Genomic DNA, 22,068 nt, shown 5'->3' with positions numbered 1-22,068 from the left:
TCAGGGAGGCGGTGGGACAATGAAGAAGCCATTTTCAAAGTTATTTAATTTAATTGATAAAAGCAGTGAGGCGAAGCCGGATACGGAAAGTCTGCAGAAGCTGCCGCTTGAAAATATTGTTCCAAACCGCTATCAGCCGCGGACCGTGTTCAATCATGAACGGATCCAGGAACTGGCCGACTCCATCCGGGAACACGGCCTCCTGCAGCCGATCACCGTCCGTCCGATAGAGGAGAACATGTACGAGATCATCGCAGGCGAACGGCGTTTTCGGGCGATGAAGCTTCTGCACATTGAAGAGACGGATGCATTGATCCGCTACCTGACGGACCAGGAAACGGCGGCGGTCGCCCTGATAGAGAACATACAGCGTGAGAATTTATCAAGCATCGAGGAAGCCCGGGCATACCGGAAGCTTTTGGAGATGGAGGACATCACCCAGAAGGACCTTGCCCAGAACCTCGGCAAGTCCCAGTCCTTCATCGCCAACAAGCTGCGTCTTCTGAAATTGTCGGACAGTGTGATCGAAGCGCTCGGTACCGGAGAGATCACGGAGCGGCATGCAAGGAGCCTGCTCAGCCTGGAAGACGAAGAGCAGGGCGAAGTGCTCGGCGATATCAGGGATAAGAAGCTCACGGTCAAGGAGACTGAGGATGTCGTCAAAAAACGGTCGAAAAAAGACATCAAACAGATCAATTTCAATAATGATGTGTCCTTCGTCGTCAATGATATAACGGCCCAGGTCGAAAAACTCAAGGACAAAGGGCACTCGCTTGCATACGTAAGTACGGATGCGGACGGATATGTCGAAGTATCGATAAAGGTCTACAAGTAATGCACTCAACTCCCGTTGGGTGCTTTCATGTTTTGTGTTACTTTTGATGACCTCCTTGATATAATATGTTTATGTGATTTTTGAGAAGGAGCGACACCTCAATGAAGACTTTTGCCATAGCCAACCAAAAGGGCGGCGTAGGAAAGACGACGACAGCAGTGAATCTCAGTGCTGCATTGACGGACAGCGGAAAGAAGGTCCTGCTTGCCGATATCGATCCCCAGGGCAATGCGACCAGCGGACTCGGCATCGGGAAGAATGATCTGGAGAAGTCCATATATGATGTATTGCTGGATGAGGCGGATATCAATGAGGTCCGCTGTACGACATCGAATATGGACCTCGACCTCATCCCGGCGAACATCTCGCTTGCGGGTGCAGAAATTGAACTCGTATCCGCGATGAGCAGGGAGCTCCGGCTGAAGAAAGCATTTGAAAAACTGGATAAGGAATATGACTACTGCATCATCGACTGTCCGCCGTCACTCAGCCTGCTTACGATCAATGCATTTACGGCTGCCGACAGTGTGATCATCCCCGTCCAGGCAGAGTATTATGCGCTTGAAGGATTGAGTCAGCTGATCAATACGATAGAACTGGTCCGTCGTCATCTGAACACCGGGCTTGAGATTGAAGGGATCCTTCTGACGATGCTGGATGCCCGGACGAACCTCGGAGCCCAGGTTTCCGAAGAAGTGAGGGATCACTTCGGGGAGAAGGTGTATGACACGGTCATACTTAGAAATGTGCGTCTCGGCGAAGCGCCGAGCTACGGTCAGCCCATCACAGTGTACGATCCGAAGTTACAGGGGGCGGAAAACTATTCACGTCTGGCGGAAGAGGTGATCGAACGTGGCAGGTAGGAAGGGACTGGGCAAAGGGCTGGATGCCCTGTTCAATACGGATACGGCGGATAAAGAAGCGGTCACGGAAGTGAAGCTGTCTGAAATCCGCAAAAACCCATATCAGCCGAGGGTCGAGTTCAATCCTGAAAAGCTGGAAGAGCTTGCGGACTCCATCCGCACCCATGGTGTGCTACAGCCGATCATATTGAGGAAATCGGTCAAAGGCTATGATATCGTCGCCGGGGAGAGAAGATACCGCGCAGCCGGGCTTGCAGAAATGGAGACCCTCCCGGCAATAGTGAAGGATTTGTCGGATGACGACATGATGGAGCTTGCCATCATTGAAAATCTGCAGCGTGAAGATTTGAATCCGCTGGAAGAAGCGATGAGCTATAAGCAATTGATGGAGAAGCGCAGCCTTACACAGGCTGAGACCGCTGAACGTCTGGGCAAATCCAGGCCCTACATTGCCAATATGCTGCGCATACTCAACCTCCCGGCAGCGGTCAAAAAATTGATCAATGAAAAGAAATTATCCGGTGCACACGGCAGGACGCTGCTCGGCCTGAAAGATCCGGTTTCACAGGAAGCGGCTGCCAAAAAAGCCGTTGCGGAAGATATGAGCGTCCGTGCACTGGAAGAGTATGTGAGAAGCATGCAGACGATGAAAAAGAAGCAGGCGCCAAAGGATAAACCGAAATTCCTGCTCAGGCATGAGAGCAGCCTGAAGGAGAAGTTCGGGACATCCGTCGAAATAAAAAAGACCCGAAACAAGGGCCAGATAGCCTTTGAATTTAAAAATGAAGAAGAATTCAACCGATTGATGAAATTGTTTGAAGAATCATAGGGAGGCTTAGTATTGGTTTTATCGTTTTTATTCAATATATTAAGTACCGCGCAGAGCGGGGTGGATGAATCGCTGACATTCTTCCAGGAAATCGCTGAGGAGATGAGTGACCCGGAGCTGTGGATGAATATCGGCATGAGTGTACTGTTTGCCGTCGTTCTGATTACGGTCGCAGGCATCATCATCAAAGTAGTCAACCGCATCATCGAAAATTATTTTACATTCAAATCCAAAGCGGCTCTGAAAGCCAATGGAAAACGTAAGAACGGCAAGAACGGCAAAAATAATGAAAAGCGCAACAGGACGCTGATCAATGTGCTCCAGAATGCAGTGAGCATCGTCGTATGGTTCATCGTATTCGTCATGATCCTGGAAACGTTCGGCGTGCCGGTCGCCACACTGCTCGCCGGTGCCGGTGTCGTCGGCCTGGCGATCGGTTTCGGTGCCCAGAGCCTCGTCAAGGACATGCTGACCGGATTCTTCATATTGCTTGAAAACCAGTTCGACACCGGTGATTTCGTGCGCATCAATACATCCGGCACGACCGTCGCAGAAGGCGAAGTGCTGTCCATGGGGCTGCGCATTTCAAAGATCCAGGGGTATGAGGGTGAACTGTTCATCATCCCGAACGGTACAATCAATGAAGTGATCAACTTCTCCAAATACAACTCGATTTCCTTCCTGGATGTCAATCTTTCGCTGAATGAAGATCTGGACCGCGTGGAGGAGCTCTTGAACGACTATGCCGAAACCGCCATGGAATCGGAAGAGTCACTCGTCGAGAAGCCTGAAGTCCTCGGCCTGAACGGCATCGTCAACGGCGAAGCCATCATGAGGGTGATGATCGTGACGAAGCCGATGGAACATTTCGGGGCGACGAGACGCGTGAGGAAAGAGATCAAGAACCACCTCGCAGAAAACGGCGTCTACATTTCCGTGCCGACAATGGATATACAGGACTTCGATGAATCGGTGAAAAAGGGTGTAGAGACAAGATGAAAAAAGAATACGGATTAAATGATATAGTTGAGATGAAGAAACAGCATCCGTGCGGCAACAGCAACTTCCAGATTACGAGGATGGGTGCAGACATAAAGATCAAATGCACGGAATGCGCACGCACCATCATGATGACGCGGCGCGACTTCGAAAAACGCATGAAGCGTATCGTAAAAAAAATCAATAATGATGACTAAAGGAGAAAAATTATGGCTTTAACAGCAGGTATCGTCGGCTTGCCGAACGTCGGCAAATCCACATTATTCAACGCAATCACAAAGGCGGGAGCACTGGCTGCAAACTACCCGTTCGCAACGATCGATCCGAACGTCGGGATCGTCGAGGTGCCGGATGCACGTCTCGATAAACTGACTGAACTGGTGAAACCGAAGAAGACGGTGCCGACGGCATTCGAATTCACGGATATCGCAGGCATCGTCAAAGGTGCTTCAAAAGGTGAAGGGCTCGGGAATAAATTCCTCGCAAACATCCGTGAAGTGGACGCCATCACACAGGTCGTCCGTGCGTTCGATGATGAGAACGTCACCCATGTTTCAGGAAAAGTGGATCCGATCGAGGATATTGAAGTCATCAATATGGAGCTGATCCTTGCAGACCTGGAAAGTGTTGAAAAAAGGCTGCCGAGGCTTGAGAAGATGATCAAACAGAAAGATAAGGATTCGATGGCGGAGCATGCCGTGCTCACCAGGATCAAGGAAGGCCTGGAAGAGGGGCTGCCGGTCCGCGCTTTGGAATTCTCCAAGGAGGAACAGGCGGCTGTGAGACATTTCCACCTGCTCACGGCAAAGCCGATGCTGTATGTGGCAAACGTCTCGGAAGATGATCTGATGGACCTCTCCGGCAATGAATATCTGGATGCGATCAATGAGTATGCCGAAAAGGAAGGCTCGCAGGTGATCGTCATCTCGGCGAAAGTCGAAGAGGAAATCGCAGTGCTGGACGATGACGAGAAGGAAATGTTCCTGGAAGACCTCGGGCTGGCAGAGTCGGGTCTTGATAAGCTGGTCCGTGCCTCCTACGACCTGCTCGGCCTCGCGACCTACTTCACTGCAGGCGAACAGGAAGTCCGCGCATGGACGTTCAAAAAAGGGATGACCGCACCGGAATGCGCCGGCATCATCCACACGGATTTCCAAAAAGGCTTCATCCGCGCAGAAACCGTGGCCTATGACGACCTGGTCGAAGCAGGCAGCGAGCTGAAAGCCAAAGAGGCCGGGAAAGTCCGCCTTGAAGGCAAGGACTACATCATGAAGGACGGCGACGTCGTCCATTTCAGGTTCAACGTATAATAAATATCACCGCAACTCTTATGAGCTGCGGTGATTTTTTATTTCAGGAGGTATTTTTTTGCCGAGGCAGCATAAGTCGTGTTTGAAGTGACAAGTTATGCCGCAAACGGCTTCCAAACGACATAAGTCGGGGTTGGAGCAGTGAGTTATGTCACAAATGCCCTCGAAATGACATAAGTCAGGTTTGAAGCGGCAAGTTATGTCACAAATGCCCTCCAAACGGCATAAGTTGGGTTTGAAGTAGTGAGTTATGCCGCACTCACCCACTATAAGTCCCCGACATGACAGTTAATAAATTTCCATCTTAAAAAAGCGAGAAAAATATTGTAATAACACCTGTTTACTGATATAATAACTGATTGTGAGTAATGAAAATTATTCCTTGCTGATGGCCTATGGTCATCAGCCGCCAAAGTCCATAAGGAGGTGCAGAAGATGAGAGCATATGAAATTTTATATGTTATCCGCCCAAACATTGAAGAGGATGAAAAAACAGCTTTAGTAGAGCGTTTTGACAACCTGTTGACTTCAAACGGTGCGGAGATCGTCGAATCAAAAGAGTGGGGTAAACGTCGTTTAGCTTATGAAATCAATGATTTCACAGATGGTTTTTACCAAATCATCAAAGTCAACGATGATGGAACAGCTACTCAGGAATTCGAACGTCTTGCAAAAATCAGCAACGATATCATTCGTCATATCGTTGTCCGTGATGAGCAGGCAGAAGAAAACAAGCAAAAATAAGTTAGTCAAATAATGACATGGAGTTGATTGCATGATAAACCGTGTTGTACTGGTCGGTCGCCTCACCCGCGATCCGGAACTTAGAGTCAGTCAGAATAATGTATCTGTCACAACTTTCAACCTGGCGGTCAATCGTCCTTTCATGGGACAGAATGGTGAACGTGGTGCGGATTTCATCAACTGTGTGACTTTCCGCAAACAGGCGGAGAACGTCAATCAGTATGTTAAAAAAGGCAGTCTTGTCGGCATTGACGGCAGGATCCAGACGAGAAACTACGAGAACAAAGATGGCCAGAGAGTTTACGTGACCGAAGTGGTGTGCGACAGTGTGCAGTTTTTGGAGCCGAAAGGTCAACAGGGCAGTAATCAATCTCAAAGCAACTATAACTCAGCAGATAATTATGCGAACGCTTATGGCGGAGGCGGCGCGGCTGGTGGAGCGGCAAGCTTCGGAAACCAGTCCACCGGTTCAAGACCGGCGCAGTCATCACAGGGACAGAACAGAGCCGAGGAGAACCCGTTTGCGAATGCGGATGGCCCGGTTGATATCAGTGATGACGATCTTCCGTTCTAAGATGCAGCGAAGATATTCAATGATATAGAAATGATTTCGAATTACGTGTGTGAACTGTGTGTGTAAAATAAAGGACATTCAAGTGTGTGGATGTCCGATATGTGTGTGAATCCCGTGGATGTATTCCGCGGGATTTTTTTATTTGGAAGGATAATATGATTATCACATACACTCTTATTTATGGTAATGTGACATTGAATATTATCCGGTTCGGGATATATCATGAATTTCAAAAAGGGGAGAATTGAATGTTAAGACTGATGTGCAAAGGGAAGATCCACCGTGCGACCGTGACGGAGGCGGATCTGGATTATGTGGGGAGTATCACGATCGACTCGAAGCTGATGAAGGCAGCGGACATACGGCCGTATGAAATGGTGCAGATCACGAACTTGAGGAATGCCACGAGATGGAAGACATACGCACTGCCCGCCGAAGCGGAATCCGGGAAAATCTGTCTGAACGGCCCGCCGGCCCATCTTTTTTCAGAGGGGGATCTTGTCATCATACTGAGCATGGCACAGATGTCCGAAGAAGAGGTGGAAGCGTTGGAGCCGCATGTCGTCTTCGTCGATGAAAATAATCAAATCACACATGTTGAATCGCACGAACTCCACTGGGGATAAGGTGTGGGCGATGAACCGTGATATGGAAAGAACTTTTCCTGTCACGGTTTTTTTATTCACCCAAAAAGGTCTGTCCCATGCTCCCTTCCTTCCATGATTTTTCAGATTCCCTGTTTATATATATATGCACCGGGTATATAAATAATGTTTGAAAGACTTATTAAAATGGAGGGGTAACATGTTTTTACATGACAAACATCTGCAGTTCGAAGCTAAGCCGGTCAACCCGGACCCATTGATGGCGAAAAAGGTCCAGGAGCTGATCGGCGGACAGTATGGAGAGATGACAGTTGCAATGCAGTACTTATTCCAGGGATGGGGTGTACGTGCAGGAAACGAGAAATATAAGGACCTGCTGCTTGATATCGGCACCGAGGAACTCGGCCATATCGAGATGCTCGCGACAATGGTGGCGAGACTCCTTGAGGGCACTTCCCTCGACCATCAGGAAGAAGCGATGAAAGATCCTGCAACCGCAGCGGTTTTAGGCGGTATGAACCCGCAGCACGCGATCGTATCCGGCCTGAACGCACGTCCTGCGGACAGCATTGGCAATCCATGGCAGGGCAACTACATCATTTCAAGCGGCAACCTGCTTGCCGATTTCCGTTCAAACTTGAGTGCGGAATCACAGGGGCGCGTCCAGGCAGTGCGCCTTTATGAAATGACGAACGACCCAGGCCTCAGGGATATGCTTGCGGTCCTGATTGCCCGCGATTCCTACCACCAGAACCTGTGGATGCAGGCGATCAAGGAACTGGAAGAAAAAGAAGGCAGTAAAATCGTACCGACAACATTCGACCGTGCACAGCAGCGTGAGGATATCGCGTTCAGCCTGTACAACCATTCCCAGTCGGAAGAAAGCAAGGAAGGCAGCTGGGCCGAAGGGGAGACCCCGGCAGGCGACGGCCATTTCAGCTATGTCGAGAAACCGCCGTTCGAGGGCGAAATACCGTCCATCCCGCCTTCACCGAAATCCGTACACAATACGCTGCCTGAAGATAAACTCTAACATCGAAAACATTCAAATATAAAATCAAACAAAACATCGGGGATACCGGTGTTTTGTTTTTAGGAGGATCAATATGGATAAGATGAAGTATGGCGATGACTATAAGGCGCTTCCGGTGACATCCGTCAACAGCGGCAAAGGTGTGGAAGTGCTGCCGGATCTGTATCAGTATACGGTGCAGATCGTGAACATGGTCTTTTACGGTAAACCGGAATCAGGGGACGGGGATTACGTGATCATCGATGCCGGCATGCCGAAATCATCCGAAGATATCATCGAGGAAGCGGAAAAGAGGTTCGGCACAGAAAGCAAACCGAAGGCGATCATCCTGACGCACGGTCATTTCGACCATGTCGGCGCGGTGATAGAGCTCGTCGAGCATTGGAATGTGCCGGTCTACGCCCACAAAGAAGAACTGCCCTACCTGACAGGGAAAGAGGACTATCCGAAGCCGGATCCTTCCGTGGATGGCGGCATGGTGCCGAAGATGGCCCCAGCTTTCCCGCGCAAGGCGATCGATCTCGGTACAAATGTCCAGGCGCTGCCTGAAGACGGCAGTGTACCGCATATGCCCGGATTCGAATGGATCCATACACCGGGGCATTCAGCCGGCCACGTTTCCCTCTTCAGGAAAGAGGATGGTGCGCTGATTTCAGGCGATGCATTCGTCACGGTGAAACAGGACTCCCTATACAACGTCCTGTCGCAGAAGGAGAACATCTACGGCCCGCCGAGATATTTGACGACGGACTGGGATCTCGCATATCAATCCGTCAAGAAACTGTATGACCTCACACCGAAATATGCCATCACCGGCCACGGCCCGCCGCTCACCGGTAAAGAACTCGGCACCCAGCTGGGCGAGCTGGTCCAGAACTTCGATGACATCGCGAAGCCCAAGAAGGGCAAGTACGTCGATGACGAATAAAAAGACCCGCAGCCTGTAAAAATATCCGACTGATATCATCACTCCTTCTGCCTGGTATGAAATTGTATCTGATAAATTGAAGGGGGGATGATGGGACATCAGTTATTACCCGGGAAATAACAGTCGGATCAAAAATCAGTCCTCCCGGTTGAATAAAGCACCCGTGAGGGTGCTTTTCTCATGGCATGTTTCTCTCGAGAAATTAAGGGGTAGCGTTTATATAATAACTGATTAGGAGTGTGATCAAATGCTGAAATTATCGGAAAGCGAATTTCCAAACGTCGTCCATGTCGAGGTCGACGGAAATGTGATGGATATAGATGCCGAAAAATCCGAAGCCTTCATAAAAGAGCATTACGGTGAGGACGCGGAACTGAATGCACTCATCTACGTTAAAAAACTGGAAGGCGTCACACCCGGGGGTGCGCTCCGGGGCATACCGGTCGATGCACAGCACTGGAACCAGTTCAATAAGTTGGCGGTGGTGGCGGATGACGGGATGCTCAAGAAGATCGGTTCTTTTGCGGACATGCTGCCCGGCATCAGCGTCAAATCGTTCAATAAGACGGAAATCGACGACGCCTGGCGCTGGATCGCAGAATAAGGCATCATGATATGACAAAACAGGAAAAGGAATGAATGTTGATGGATGTAATGACGGAATATCTCCATATGGCTTTGAAACTGGTCGTCGGCCTGATTGGCGTCATCATCGTCATCCGCCTGCTCGGCAAAAAAGAGATGGCGCAGGTGACGCTTCTTGACTTCGTCTATGCACTGGTGCTCGGCGGCGTCATCAAGGATGCGATGTATGACCCGGCGGTGACCATACCGCAGATGCTTTTTGTCCTCGCCATCTGGAGTGCACTCATCTATATATTCGAGAAGCTCACGCAAAAGTCGGGTGTGCTGCGCCATGTCATCAAAGGCAAGCCAGTCACCATCGTCAAGGATGGTGAAATGCTCTATGACCAGATGGAAAGGCTCAATCTGGAAATAGAAGAGCTTAGTGAACTGCTGAGGGAGCAGGGCATCTTCTCCTTCAGGGAAGTCAATTATGCCATTTTTGAAAACAGCGGACAGCTCACGGTACTTAAGAAACGTTCGGAACAGGACAGGGTCGTTGATGTGCCCTCCTATACACTGATCGCCGACGGTAAGGTCATCGACTATGAACTGAAGGAACTGGACCGGGACAAGGGGTGGATTGAAGAGTCTCTGGAAGGTATCGGCAAACGCATCGAGGATGTTTATTTTGCGGAATGGAACCCTGAAATCGGCTGGCATATCCAGGATTATGACAACAATTCATATGATCTTGACTGATGGAAAGACCCGGGACGGGGTCTTTTTTTCGTATTGGATGTGGTATCGGGCGCTGTGCTGTGGTTAAATGAGGATAAGTAAAAAATATTAAGGTGGATCCGATGAAATATATCATATATGGAAAAATATCCGGAGCACTCCTGTTGATTCTGCTCCTTGCCGGATGCGGCGGGACGGAAGAGGAAGCCGTACCGGAAGAGGAACAGACGGAAACGGAGGCGGACGATGCACCGGATGAGGAAGCGGAATCCGAAGAGCCGGAACCGCTCATCGACGGGGAAGATCTGGCCGATGACGGAAGCATCCAGGCCCTCGTCAATAAAGAACATCATCTAAGCGCGGATTATGTACCGGAGGATCTCGTGCCCGTCGAAGTGCCGACTGTGCTGGAAAGCCCGGAGGTCAACCAGCTGAGGCAGGAAGCTTCGGATGCCCTGACGGAGATGTTCGATGCGGCGCTCGCAGACGGCATCACTTTATATGCCCGGTCGGGTTACCGCTCCTATAATACCCAGGCGAGCCTCTATGACAGCTACAGGGCGGCACACGGCGAAGAGGCGGCCAACCGTTTCAGTGCCCCGCCGGGTGCGAGCGAGCATCAGACGGGCCTTGCGATGGATGTGACCGCAGAAAGTGTGAACCTCGAACTGCTCGAGGCTTTCGGGGAGACGGATGAAGGGATATGGGTGCGTGAAAATGCACATGAATCAGGCTTCATCATCCGGTACCCTGAAGGTAAGGAAGAAATAACGGGTTACTTATATGAGCCGTGGCATCTGCGGTATCTCGGGACAGAACTTGCTTCCGACATCCATGACAGCGGGCTTACATACGAGGAATATATCAAGGAGAGTGGGATGGATATTGAAGAGGACGGAGAATAACGGAAACAGGTCGATGTGGAAGATACTGGTACCGATACTGCTGCTGCTTATTGCTGCCGGTGCGGTCTTCATGGCTTTCAGCTTTTCAGGTGATGACTCTGAAGAAGAGGCGGCAGTGGAGGAGACGGCCGGAGAGGGAGAAGCATCGGAGGATTCGGAAGAGGACGGAACCGCGGACAGTGGTGCGGCGGAAGATTCGGAGGAGAATGGCGAAGCGGCGGCTGAGGAAGGGTCGAGTGAAATCACGATTTCAACCGTCGGTGACATCATGGTGCATGATGAGCAGTATTGGGGCGCTTATGTCGAAGAGACGGATTCATATGATTTCAAGCCGTGGTTTGAGCATGTGAAGCCTTACCTCGAGGAAGCGGATCTTGCGATCGGCAACTTCGAGACGACCGTCGCAGGTGAAGACCGCGGCTACACAGGCTATCCGCTGTTCAACACGCCGGATGAAATTGTTGAGGATGTGAAGTATGCAGGGTTCGATGCCCTCGTCACTTCAAACAACCACAGCCTCGACATGGGCGCACAGGGCGTTGAACGCACGGTGCAGATGCTGGAGGAAGCAGACCTTGACGTGGTCGGTACATATGACGGCGCACCGGAAGAGCGGCATGTGATCAGGGAAGTCGACGGCATCAGGGTGGCCATGCTTGCGTTCACGGAGATGCTGAACGGCATGGAAGGCCCGTACACTGATGAGGAAGTGTACAATATGATCGATGTCATTTCCGAGGAGAATCTGACGGAAGCGATCGATGCAGCGAAAGCGGACGATCCGGACATCATACTGACATATATGCACTGGGGTCCTGAGTACGTCGAGGAGCCGAGCGACTACCAGAAGGAATATGCACAGTTTCTCGCAGATCAGGGCGTGGATCTGATCATCGGTTCCCACCCGCATGTCATACAGCGGGCGGAATACCTTGAATCAGCCGACGGGGAAAGTGAGTCATTCGTCGTTTATTCCCTGGGCAACTTCATCTCCAACCAGCGTCTGGAGACGATCGGCCCGGATTTCGAGCCGAATGAGGACGGGGTCATCCTGAACTTCGATATCGAAAAAGACCACGAGTCCGGTGAGACGGTCGTCGCTGATGTGCACTATACACCGACGTGGGTGTACCGCCACAGCGATACGAACGACACGCCGTTCGATTATGAAATACTGCCGGTGGAGGATTTCCAGGATGATGAAAACCTGCCCGCAGATATACGTGAGCGTCTTGACCGCTCGCTTGAACGGACACATTCGAGACTGAATCTCGAGTAAAAATGAACACGGACGAACGATGACTCAGCCGCATGGCTGGTCATTGTTCGTTTATTAATTTATAACGGAAGATTGCAGGTGTTAAAATGAAAAAATGGATTGGGATCATCATCGGGGGCATCGTCGTCCTCGGAGCGGGCGCGTTCCTGCTGATCAATTATACGAACATATTCCAAGCGGGCGAAGAGGCGGCACTGGATGATTATATATCTCAGTATGAAGCCGGGGATTACGAAGAGATATATGAATCGCTGCACAATGACAGGCAGGAGAGGTATGCGCCGGAAGAAGTCACCGAAAGATATGAGAAGCTGTACGAGGACCTCGGGGTCGAAGCACGGTCCATCGACGGCCTCGAATTGAACGAGGACCAGTCGACGGACGAGAACAGACTCTATGAAGGGGACTGGACGGTGGAGACCGCTTACGGTGAAGTGACGAGGGATATCGTCATCAGCCTGCTTTACGATGAAGCGGAAAACGCGTGGCATGTGGAATGGACGCCCGATATGATCATCCCCGGGCTGAACGGCAACCGCACGCTCGACTTCAATTTCACGAGCGGTGTGCGCGGTGAAATCCAGGACCAGTCCGGCGAGCCGCTTGCGTTCAACGGCCGTAAGGAAGTGGTCGGTTTCACGGCAGGTGAGATGTCGGAAGACGAATTGACTGACCTCGCCGACGTGCTCGAAGTCAGCGAGGAATCACTCGAAAACACATTCAACCAGGAGTGGATCGGCGACGGCATGTTCGTGCCCGTGAAGGAAGCCCACCGCTTCTCCGATAAGGAAAAATCGGAATTCAATTATGAAGGACTGCAGGTTCGGGAACAGCCGTCACGCGAATATGCACTGGATGAGGCAACGTTCCATCTGATCGGCTACGTCGGGGCGGCGAGTGCCGAGGATATTGAGGCATCGGATTACCTGGCGGCAGGGGATATGACCGGAAAGCGTGGCCTTGAATCATTATACGATGAGCGCCTGCAGCCGTCAGGCGGATATGAAATCGCCATCGCGGATGTGAACGGTGATGCCGTCGACACGCTGTTCAGCGAAGAGGCCGAGGACGGGTCGGATGTGGTGCTCACCATCGATGGGGACCTTCAGGAAATCATCCACGGCGAGCTTGAAGAGGACTCGGGCGCAAGTGTCGCCCTCGCCCCGGACACCGGGGACATCCTTGCTGCAGCGAGCTATCCGGCCCCTAGCCCGTATGACTTCATGTTCGGCATCACACAGGAAGAGCTGGATGAGCTCGAGGAAGATGAAGAAAACCCGCTGCTCGGCAAATTCAACCGGGCGACTTCGCCCGGCTCCACCCAGAAGATCCTCTCCGCGCTCGTGGCTTTGAATACGGAAGGGTTCGACCGTGATGCGACGCGGACGATCACCGGAAGCAGCTGGCAGGCGGACGAATCATGGGGCGGGTACACCGTGAACCGCTACCATGTGGAAGATGGCGAATTCGACCTTTCCCGGGCGATCACGAGCTCCGACAACATCTACTTTGCCCAGACCATGCTTGACCTCGGTGCGGACCGCTTCGTCGAAGGGATGGAGGCACTCGGAATCGGTGAGGAATATGACAGCGACTATCCGATCTACACGAGCCAGGTGTCGAACGACGGCACCATCGAGAGCGAAATCCTGCTTGCAGACAGTGCATACGGGCAGGGTGAGCTGTTGATCTCACCGCTCCAGATCACCGCCATCTATTCCGGGGTGGTCAACGGTGGGGACGTCTATGTCCCGCGCATACTCGCGGATTCTGAGGCCGAGGTCCAGGTGGAAGGTATTGCGGATGAAGACGACCTCATCTATCTGGAGGATGCGATGAGGAGCGTCGTCACCGATTACCATGCAGATGATATGGAACGGGATTATGCATCCTTTGCCGGCAAGACGGGCACAAGCGAGAATAAAATGTCCCAGGACACAAGAGGATCCGAGACCGGATGGTTCATCGGCTATGACCAGGATGAGAAGGATATGATGCTCTCCCTCTATGTCGAGGATGTCGAGGACCGCGGGATGAGTGAATATTCTGCACAGAAATTTGCAGATATCCACGATGCTTACAGAGACCTCGAATGATAAATTTCAAAACGGTCCTGTGCCAATAAATATATGGCATAGGACTGTTTTTTAACTGCATAATAATCCACCCCGCGGTTTACTAAGGCCGCTCAATGTGCTACGCTTTTTATAATTATCAGAATTATTCGGTGTGTTCACTTGACAGCTTACCGTGGGATTCAACATTAAAAATATAGAGGAAAGGGGATGTTCATGATGGACGCTTTTCCAATATCCGGGTGGCTGATTTTGATTCTGCCGCCTATTCTCATGATAGGTTCCGTAGCCATATGGTATGCACGTGAAGTGAAGATGGAAAAACTGGAAAATGATTTATTCAGAAAAAAATATGATGACAAGGGGTTGTAGGGTATGGGTGGTATCGGCATATTAAGCATAGTGATCATATACATGATATTACTTCTGGCCCTCGGCATCTGGTCGGCGAGAATAAGTACTCAAGGGTCTGCGGAATACTTTCTCGGCGGAAGGAAACTCGGTCCATGGGTATTATCCATGAGTGAGAAAGCATCCGAGTCGAGCGGTTTCATGACCGTGGGGCTGCCGGGCGAAGCGTATTCGACGGGTATGAGTGCGGCGTGGAACGCCGTATCGAGTGTGTTCTCGATCTTCAACTGGCTGTTCTTCGCCAAGAGGATCAGGCGCTTATCGGAAATTCAGAATTCAATCACGGTGCCGGATTTCCTGTCGGCACGTTATAAAGATGATACACATATAATGAGATGGGTCTCCATCGTCGTCATGACGGTGTTCATGACCGTATACGTCTGTGCCCAGTTTGTGGCATTCGGTGTTTTATTTGAAGTCGTCCTCGGCGTCAACTTTGCGACAGGTGTAATCGTCGGCGGCATCGTCACGATCATCTACACGATCATGGGCGGTTTCTTTGCGGTGTCACTGACCGACTTCATCCAGGGCCTGTTGATGGCATTTGCATTCCTGGTGCTGCCGATCCTAGCGATCACCGAGCTCGGTGGCTTCAATGAACTGGGTTATCAGCTCACCGATATGATGGGTCAGGAGTTCCTTGCGCCGTTCTTCGGCAGTTCAGCACTGACGCTTGCCGGACTCATCGCAATCATCAGTTACTTATTCATCGGTATCGGGTTCAACGGATCCCCGCACGTACTGGTCCGTTATATGGCGCTGCGCCATACACGCGATGTGAAGCGCATCGCGATGATCGGCATCGTATGGATGATGGTCGCCTACTACGGCGCTGTACTGATCGGGCTGTCGGGTCTTGCTTTATTCCCGAACCTTGCAGATCCTGAACACATCTTCCCGACGATGGCCGTGGAATTGTTCCCATGGTGGATTGCAGGCATCATCATCGCAGGTGCACTGTCTGCGATGATGTCCTCGATCGACTCGATGCTTTTGATCGCATCTTCGACGATCGCAGAAGACCTGTGGAATAAAATTCTCAAAAAAGGTGAACTGAGGGAAGACAAGACGATCCTCATCTCAAGGATCGCGACGGCGGCCCTCGGCGGACTGGCGATCATCATCGCCCTGAACCCGCTTGACTCGGTATTCTGGCTTGCGGTCTTCGCATGGGCGGGGCTTGCGACATGTTTCGGCCCGCCGATCATCCTTTCCCTGTTCTGGAAAAGGGTCACGAAGGCCGGTGCAATCGCCGGCATGATCGTGGGACCTGTCGTCACCGTCATCTGGTACTTCTGGCCGCCGGTCGACATTTATGAAGGCGGACCGGCATTCATCGCGGCGATGATCACGATTGTGCTCGTCAGCCTGATGACGAAGCCGCCTGAAGGCGATGACTTTGAACGCCTGTGGGATAAATATACCGAGAAGAACGAACTCGGCAGATTCTCATTCCTGCCTTCTGATGAAGAAGTGATCAGGAATCTGAAAGCCAGCAATCTTGATAACAAGACAGAGAAGGAAATCATCATGGAACTGATCGACCGTGACTTCAAGTCGGCCAGCACATTTCAGACTAATGGATAAAAGGATGAATCGATATGGATAACGAAGAATATGAATCAGTCTCCCTGATAGAGACACCTATGGACTTGAACGGAAGGGAACTGGTTTGTTATCCTTATCTTATCGTACTTTGTAAGGTGTCCATGCCCCGGATGTTCATGAAACCGAGGGTCGCATGGACGGTCATCACGGTGGACCTTGTGAAAGGTGTACCGCTGCGTTCCAACATGTTCCCGGAAACGGCGGACATCAACATCAAACCATCGGCACTTGTGCCGGCCATCGTCTCACATGAAGAGGCGGTCAAAAAAGCCCGCAAGCTCGTGCTGAGATGGGTGATGTTCAAGTTCCATGCATTCAGGAATCCAGAAATTGAAATCGTGAAGGAGCAGGCAGTCTATAAAGCGTTTTTCTTTGCTGAAGCGGACGGCAGGGAAATCCTCGTCGACACCGTCAAAGGATTGACGGGCGAGGACTTGTAATTCCAAAGGAAAGCAGGGATAGAATGTTTGATTTCAAGTCTAGAAGATCACGGGTCATCGACAAACTTCAGGAGCAGGGTGATGCCGTCGCAATCGTGATGGATCCGAACTACGTATATTATCTGACGGGCTATCACGCCGCCCTCGGTATCGAATGGGGCAGACCGAACATCTTCATCCAGACCGTGGACGGAGAATCTGTGCTCATCATACCGTCGATGGAAGAGGAGATGGCGAACAGGCAGACCGATGTCACTACGGTGATTCCGTGGACCGACGGCACAGACGGTGAATGGCGCCCGCCTCTGAAGAAATATCTGGAGAAATATAAAAATGATAAAGTCGCCGTCGACTACATGTCGTTCCCGAGGATCGTCTGGGATTACATCGGTGAAGTGATTCCAAAAGACCGTATATCCGACATCGGCCAGGAGATAGACAGGCTGAGGAGCATCAAGGATCCTCAGGAAATCCAGATCGCAAGGCATGCCGGCGAAGTGGCCGTGGAGATGCTGAAAGGTGCGATGAAAGTCGCAGCACCGGGTGTGTATGAATATGAAGTGGAACTCGCTTCAAAACAGGCAGGCACACGCCACGCCGCAAAACTGATGGAAGAACATTACCAGGAAGCCGAGCCGTTCAATTATCCCGGCATCGGCAATAAGCAGATCATGAGCTCCGGCAGCGACATCACCATGACCCATCACAGGAGCGGCATGACGAAGCTCGAGCATGGTGAGCCGCTCTTCATCTGCCACTGCGGCACTGCGGAGTTCAAGAACTTCTTCGTCGGGTTCGACCGCACTTTATTCGTGGGGGACATCAACAAAGAAGTTGAAAAGATGCTGGATATTGCGGAAGAAGCACAGAAAGCCGCTTTATCTGAAATCAAACCCGGTGCATACGCCAAAGATGTCTTCAGGGCATATGCAGATGTCATAGAAGACAACGGCTATCCTGTACCTTTCAGGGCCGGCCGTTCCCTAGGCTTTTCATACACCGCCTATCCCGAACTCGCACAGGACAGCGAAGCCGTCCTGGAAGAAGGCATGGTCTTCGCGGTCGACGGCGGTACAGACTCTGAAAATTACCGCACCCAGGTCGGCGACAGCGTCCTCGTCACAGAAGACGGCTTTGAATATCTGACACCATTCACAAAAGACCATAACGACCTGATCGTAGGAAAATAAACTTCATAACTGTACCCGGATGAGCGTGTGCTGCTCGTCCGGGTTTTTTGTGTGTGCCACGAGATAGTCTGTGGAGTGCGTTTCGTGTCACAGCAAGTTTCCAAATGACATAACTTGAGTCCCGGGTGACGACTTATGTCACAAAACCCCTTCAAATGACATAACTTGAGCCCCGGGTGACGACTTATGTCACAAGAGCCCTTGAAATGACATAACTCGGGTGTTCGGCCGCCACTTATGTCACGAAACCCCTCCAAATGACATAACTGGGGTACCGGACCGCCACTTATGTCACAGAACACCTCCAAATGACATAACTCGGACGCCGACCGACCAGTTGTGTCACAGACCGACCCGACACCCCTCCCAATTTAAAGAGAAAAATAAAAACCCCCTCATATCCATTGATATGAGGGGGTCTCCACTTTCAAACCCTAAAACATTTCTGAAACGACTTTCTGATTGACGAAATTCAGAAGGTAGTCCGGGCTGCCTGTCTTCTGGTCGGTACCTGAAAGTTTGAATCCGCCGAACGGGTGGTATCCAACGACCGCTGCTGTACAGCCACGGTTCAGGTAAAGGTTGCCGACGTCGAATTTGCGGCATGCGAGGTGCCAGTGTTCACGCGTATTGGTGATGACTGCACCGGTCAGGCCGTATTCGGTGTTGTTCGCAACTTTCAACGCTTCGTCGAAGTCCTTCACTTTAGTGAAGCCGACGACAGGTCCGAAGATCTCTTCCTGCATGATGACCGCTTCAGGGTCAAGGTCGGAGAAAATCGTCGGATGAACGAAGAATCCTGTGGAATCATCCGTCTCCCCACCAAATTCAAGCTTGCCTTCTTTTTTACCTGTCTCGATATAATCTTTGATGCGGTCGAACTGGTTCTGGTTGACTACAGGTCCCATATAAGTGTTTTCCGTCGTGTCACCGACTGTCAGTTCTTTCGCGAGTTCAATCGATCTAGCCAGCACTTCATCATGCACATCTTCGTGGACGACGGCACGTGAGCAGGCTGAACATTTCTGTCCGGAGAAGCCGAACGCTGAATGGACGATCGACTCGGCTGCAACTTCGATGTCTGCATCCTTATCGACGATGATCGTATCCTTACCGCCCATCTCAGAAATTGTGCGCTTCAGGAAATGCTGTCCTTCCTGGACTTTCGCCGCTTTCTCGGTGATGTGGAGACCGACTGATTTCGAACCTGTGAACGTGATGAAGTGTGTCTTATGGTGCTCCACCATATAGTCGCCGATGTCCCTTGAAGAGCCCGGCACGAAGTTGACCACTCCGTCAGGGAGTCCTGCTTCTTTTAGGACTTCCATGAATTTATATGCAATGATCGGTGTATCACCGGAAGGTTTCAGCAGTACTGAGTTACCTGCCACCACCGGCGCGATCGTTGTACCTGCCATTATCGCGAATGGGAAGTTCCAAGGTGAAATCGTCACCCCGACGCCCATCGGCTGATAGAAGTATTTATTGGATTCACCTTCACGGTCAAGGGTCGGCTTGCCATCTGCCAGATCCATCCATGAACGTGCATAATACTCGATGAAGTCGATTGCTTCATTCGTATCACCGTCGGCTTCATTCCAAGGTTTACCGGCTTCGTAAACCATCAGCGCTGAAAACTCATGCTTGCGCCGGCGGATGATCGCTGCGATTCTCAAAAGCAGATCGGCACGTTCTTTAGCTGACCAGGTGCTCCATGATTCAAAAGCCGCTTCGCCGGCTTCGAGTGCCTGCTCAATGTGTTCAGGTTTCGCCTTTGAAACATTTCCAAGGACCTGTTCTTTATTTGCAGGATTGATGACAGTCGTCTTATCATCCGTCATCACTTCTTTGCCGCCGATGATAAGCGGGTAATCTCCACCAAATTGTTCCTTAACTTGTTTCAGTGCTTCCTGAAATGCCTGCTTATTCGATTCCACTGTGAAATCGGTTGCGGGCTCTGCTTTGTAAGGCGTTACCATTAAAAATTCCTCCTATTGATTGAAAATATCGCTTTGAAAGCTCATACATTTATTCTACCCTATATAAAGTTAAATATGCAAAACATACAGTTTAAGCGCTTTCATGAAAGGGCCATCTTTGTACATCAATTATTTTTGATATATACTGGATACATCAGAATGAATTGATAAGAAAGGCGGGCAATGCATCATGCAGATGGATCTGGTCAAAAGTGACCTTTTAAAAGAATATGAGCAGATATTCAAAGCGCTTGCGGATGAAAAGCGGCTGAAGATACTTCATCTGCTGGCGGATTCACCTCTGGAATCGAACTGCGTATGTGATCTGACAGAAGCTATGGATATGGCACAATCGAAGCTTTCCTATCATCTGAAGATACTCCTCAGTGCGGGTCTGATCAATCAGACCAAAAAAGGGACATGGCATTATTACGCTTTAAATGAAGAGAACATCAGCGCGGTGCTCTCAGATGATATCTTCCAAAATCTTCGAATAAAAAGAATGATCACGCCGGAAAATGAAGGAGAATAAAAACCCGCGCACGATAAAAGTCGTCGCACTGGTGACCGCGCTCAGCCTGCTCGGTGACTCCATGCTGTATATCGCGCTGCCGATCTACTGGGAGCAGGCGGGGCTTGAGTCATTGTGGCAGGTGGGTGTGCTTCTGTCGATCAACCGTTTTGTCAGACTGCCCGTCGCCCCGTTCGTCGGATGGCTGTATAAGAGGATTTCACTGAAGACGGGTCTCATCATCGCCACCCTGCTCGGTGCATTCACCACTTTGGGATACGGATTTTTCAGCGGATTCATCGCATGGGTCATCCTTCGGAGCCTGTGGGGCATTGCCTGGTCATTTTTCAGGATCGGCGGCCTGGCGAGCGTCTCCGTTTATTCAAAAAAGAATGAACTGGGAAAATCCATGGGTACATACAATGGACTGCATCGGCTGGGCAGTTTATTCGGCATGCTGTTGGGCGGGATATTCGTCCCAATCATCGGTTTGAAGGCGGTCGCTGTCGCTTTCGGCATCCTGACTCTGGCTGGCCTGCTCATCATTCTCATCTGCATGGAGAAAGACAACGGAAAAGCGGTCATCTCCAGGCCTTTACCGGGACTTTCATTCACCACCGCCGAGATGGCACATTTCAGAAATAAACTGCTGCTCGTCTGCATCACCGGATTCTTCATGACGATGCTGATCCAGGGAATCCTCACGTCCACGCTGAGCTCGGTGATTGAAAATCATCGGGGTGAGTTCGTCTCACTGTTTCAAATAGTTGTGAGTGCGGCATTCCTGTCCGGTCTCCTTCAATCGTGCAGGTGGATCTGGGAACCTTTTCTCGCGAGGCAGGTCGGCATGTGGTCGGATGGCAGGATCGGCAGGGTGCCGCTGTTCATCTGCTCGCTCATTTTCACCGGTGTGCTGTACGGGCTGATCGCCTTTGATCTGCCGATCATCTCCTGGATCGCCATTACACTGCTCGTCATGGCGGGTGCCACCGTCATGACGACAATGAATGATGCCATCGCGATTGACGATGAAAAAACATCGATGAACTTTTTGACGGGCTATACGATCATCCAGGATGTCGGTGCCTCCATCGGACCGTTCGTCAGCTTCATGATCATTGGAATGGAATACGGATTATCGTACCTATATATCGGCGGTTCCGCTATATTATTACTGCTCGCACTCTTCTGGACGCTTTTTCATCTGAAAGAGAGCGCACAGTTCCGGAACCAGGCGTGATTGATGGCAGGGAAGCCGGGCCTTTCTGCCATTTCCCTTTCTTCCATATATGAACATATGTTAATATAATGATATACATAATAAAAACCAGAGGTGACCAGATGGACTACAAAACATTGGACGACGACACGATGGAAAGGGTGACGCAGACTTTCAAGGCGCTCGGGGATCCGACCCGTATGAAGATACTCACATACCTTTTCAACGATGAACATTCGGTCGGCGACATTTCGGAGACGCTCGGACTGAAGCAGTCGACGGTGTCCCATCAGCTGAAGACGCTGAAAAACTTGAGGCTGGTCAAATCGAGGCGGGAAGGGACGACGATCTACTATTCCCATGATGATGCACACGTGATGACGATGCTCGATCAGATGATCAGCCACGTCAAGCATGATTAAGGAG

The 22,068-nt window shown here is 50.8% G+C and carries 23 protein-coding genes; 22 read left to right on the top strand and 1 reads right to left on the bottom strand.

Annotation, left to right across the window (positions count from 1 at the left end):
* The first annotated feature begins 19 nt into the window (after positions 1-19).
* The 19 genes from CRN96_RS10550 (at position 20) to CRN96_RS10460 (ending at position 17,933) form a co-directional block, all read left to right on the top strand.
* On the top strand, positions 20-835 hold the full coding sequence (locus CRN96_RS10550; RefSeq protein ID WP_097041925.1) for a ParB/RepB/Spo0J family partition protein: 816 nt from the start codon (positions 20-22) through the stop codon (positions 833-835).
* Positions 836-936: 101 nt separating this feature from the next.
* Positions 937-1,698 (top strand): ParA family protein, encoded by a 762-nt coding sequence (locus CRN96_RS10545; protein WP_097041923.1) that lies wholly within the window; start codon positions 937-939, stop codon positions 1,696-1,698.
* Positions 1,688-2,527 carry a ParB/RepB/Spo0J family partition protein gene (locus CRN96_RS10540; protein ID WP_097041921.1) on the top strand — a complete coding sequence of 280 codons (840 nt, stop codon included), beginning with the start codon at positions 1,688-1,690 and terminating at the stop codon, positions 2,525-2,527. Before CRN96_RS10545 ends, CRN96_RS10540 begins: the two co-directional genes overlap by 11 nt.
* Before the next feature lie 12 nt (positions 2,528-2,539).
* The gene (locus CRN96_RS10535; protein ID WP_245844644.1) at positions 2,540-3,526 is read left to right on the top strand and encodes a mechanosensitive ion channel family protein; all 987 of its coding nucleotides are present in this window, start codon (positions 2,540-2,542) and stop codon (positions 3,524-3,526) included.
* Positions 3,523-3,723: a DUF951 domain-containing protein gene (locus CRN96_RS10530; protein ID WP_097041919.1), complete on the top strand. Its 201-nt coding sequence runs from the start codon at positions 3,523-3,525 to the stop codon at positions 3,721-3,723. Before CRN96_RS10535 ends, CRN96_RS10530 begins: the two co-directional genes overlap by 4 nt.
* A gap of 12 nt (positions 3,724-3,735) precedes the next feature.
* Complete coding sequence (gene ychF / locus CRN96_RS10525; protein WP_097041917.1) at positions 3,736-4,836, top strand: redox-regulated ATPase YchF; 1,101 nt, start codon at positions 3,736-3,738, stop codon at positions 4,834-4,836.
* Between the two features lie 435 nt (positions 4,837-5,271).
* Positions 5,272-5,580, top strand: coding sequence for a 30S ribosomal protein S6 (rpsF, locus tag CRN96_RS10520; protein WP_097041915.1), 309 nt, complete (start codon positions 5,272-5,274; stop codon positions 5,578-5,580).
* Between the two features lie 31 nt (positions 5,581-5,611).
* Complete coding sequence (gene ssb, locus CRN96_RS10515; RefSeq protein ID WP_097041913.1) at positions 5,612-6,154, top strand: single-stranded DNA-binding protein; 543 nt, start codon at positions 5,612-5,614, stop codon at positions 6,152-6,154.
* A gap of 248 nt (positions 6,155-6,402) precedes the next feature.
* Positions 6,403-6,780, top strand: coding sequence for an aspartate 1-decarboxylase (gene panD / locus CRN96_RS10510; protein ID WP_097041911.1), 378 nt, complete (start codon positions 6,403-6,405; stop codon positions 6,778-6,780).
* Positions 6,781-6,958: 178 nt separating this feature from the next.
* Positions 6,959-7,792, top strand: coding sequence for a manganese catalase (locus CRN96_RS10505; RefSeq protein WP_097041910.1), 834 nt, complete (start codon positions 6,959-6,961; stop codon positions 7,790-7,792).
* Positions 7,793-7,865: 73 nt separating this feature from the next.
* The gene (locus CRN96_RS10500; RefSeq protein ID WP_097041908.1) at positions 7,866-8,720 is read left to right on the top strand and encodes an MBL fold metallo-hydrolase; all 855 of its coding nucleotides are present in this window, start codon (positions 7,866-7,868) and stop codon (positions 8,718-8,720) included.
* 247 nt (positions 8,721-8,967) lie between these two features.
* A complete protein-coding gene (locus CRN96_RS10495; protein WP_097041907.1) occupies positions 8,968-9,324 on the top strand; it encodes a SpoIIAA family protein in 357 nt (118 codons plus the stop codon).
* A gap of 35 nt (positions 9,325-9,359) precedes the next feature.
* Complete coding sequence (locus CRN96_RS10490; RefSeq protein WP_097041905.1) at positions 9,360-10,046, top strand: DUF421 domain-containing protein; 687 nt, start codon at positions 9,360-9,362, stop codon at positions 10,044-10,046.
* Between the two features lie 101 nt (positions 10,047-10,147).
* A complete protein-coding gene (locus CRN96_RS10485) occupies positions 10,148-10,930 on the top strand; it encodes a M15 family metallopeptidase (protein ID WP_097041903.1) in 783 nt (260 codons plus the stop codon).
* 13 nt (positions 10,931-10,943) lie between these two features.
* Positions 10,944-12,209, top strand: coding sequence for a CapA family protein (locus CRN96_RS10480; protein WP_143544315.1), 1,266 nt, complete (start codon positions 10,944-10,946; stop codon positions 12,207-12,209).
* An 86-nt stretch (positions 12,210-12,295) separates the two neighbouring features.
* Positions 12,296-14,305 (top strand): penicillin-binding transpeptidase domain-containing protein, encoded by a 2,010-nt coding sequence (locus tag CRN96_RS10475; RefSeq protein ID WP_097041900.1) that lies wholly within the window; start codon positions 12,296-12,298, stop codon positions 14,303-14,305.
* A 354-nt stretch (positions 14,306-14,659) separates the two neighbouring features.
* Positions 14,660-16,282, top strand: coding sequence for a sodium/proline symporter (locus CRN96_RS10470; RefSeq protein ID WP_097041898.1), 1,623 nt, complete (start codon positions 14,660-14,662; stop codon positions 16,280-16,282).
* A 14-nt stretch (positions 16,283-16,296) separates the two neighbouring features.
* Entirely contained in the window at positions 16,297-16,743 is a 447-nt protein-coding gene (locus CRN96_RS10465; protein WP_097041896.1) for a hypothetical protein, read from the top strand.
* A gap of 23 nt (positions 16,744-16,766) precedes the next feature.
* Positions 16,767-17,933: a M24 family metallopeptidase gene (locus CRN96_RS10460; protein WP_097041894.1), complete on the top strand. Its 1,167-nt coding sequence runs from the start codon at positions 16,767-16,769 to the stop codon at positions 17,931-17,933.
* Positions 17,934-18,367: 434 nt separating this feature from the next.
* Here the strand turns inward: CRN96_RS10460 and pruA are convergent, their stop codons facing one another.
* Positions 18,368-19,912: an L-glutamate gamma-semialdehyde dehydrogenase gene (gene pruA, locus CRN96_RS10455; RefSeq protein ID WP_097041892.1), complete on the bottom strand. Its 1,545-nt coding sequence runs from the start codon at positions 19,910-19,912 to the stop codon at positions 18,368-18,370.
* Positions 19,913-20,108: 196 nt separating this feature from the next.
* Between pruA and CRN96_RS10450 the strand changes: the two genes are divergently transcribed.
* The 3 genes from CRN96_RS10450 (at position 20,109) to CRN96_RS10440 (ending at position 22,064) form a co-directional block, all read left to right on the top strand.
* A complete protein-coding gene (locus CRN96_RS10450; protein WP_097042035.1) occupies positions 20,109-20,444 on the top strand; it encodes an ArsR/SmtB family transcription factor in 336 nt (111 codons plus the stop codon).
* Complete coding sequence (locus CRN96_RS10445) at positions 20,431-21,663, top strand: MFS transporter (protein WP_097041890.1); 1,233 nt, start codon at positions 20,431-20,433, stop codon at positions 21,661-21,663. Before CRN96_RS10450 ends, CRN96_RS10445 begins: the two co-directional genes overlap by 14 nt.
* Before the next feature lie 101 nt (positions 21,664-21,764).
* Positions 21,765-22,064 carry an ArsR/SmtB family transcription factor gene (locus tag CRN96_RS10440; RefSeq protein ID WP_179647193.1) on the top strand — a complete coding sequence of 100 codons (300 nt, stop codon included), beginning with the start codon at positions 21,765-21,767 and terminating at the stop codon, positions 22,062-22,064.
* Positions 22,065-22,068 lie beyond the last annotated feature (4 nt).

It is taken from the genome of Salinicoccus kekensis (assembly GCF_900220995.1).
Taxonomy (GTDB): domain Bacteria; phylum Bacillota; class Bacilli; order Staphylococcales; family Salinicoccaceae; genus Lacicoccus; species Lacicoccus kekensis.
Note: the sequence above shows the minus strand (reverse complement) of the source record. Positions and strands in the feature narration are given on the sequence as shown.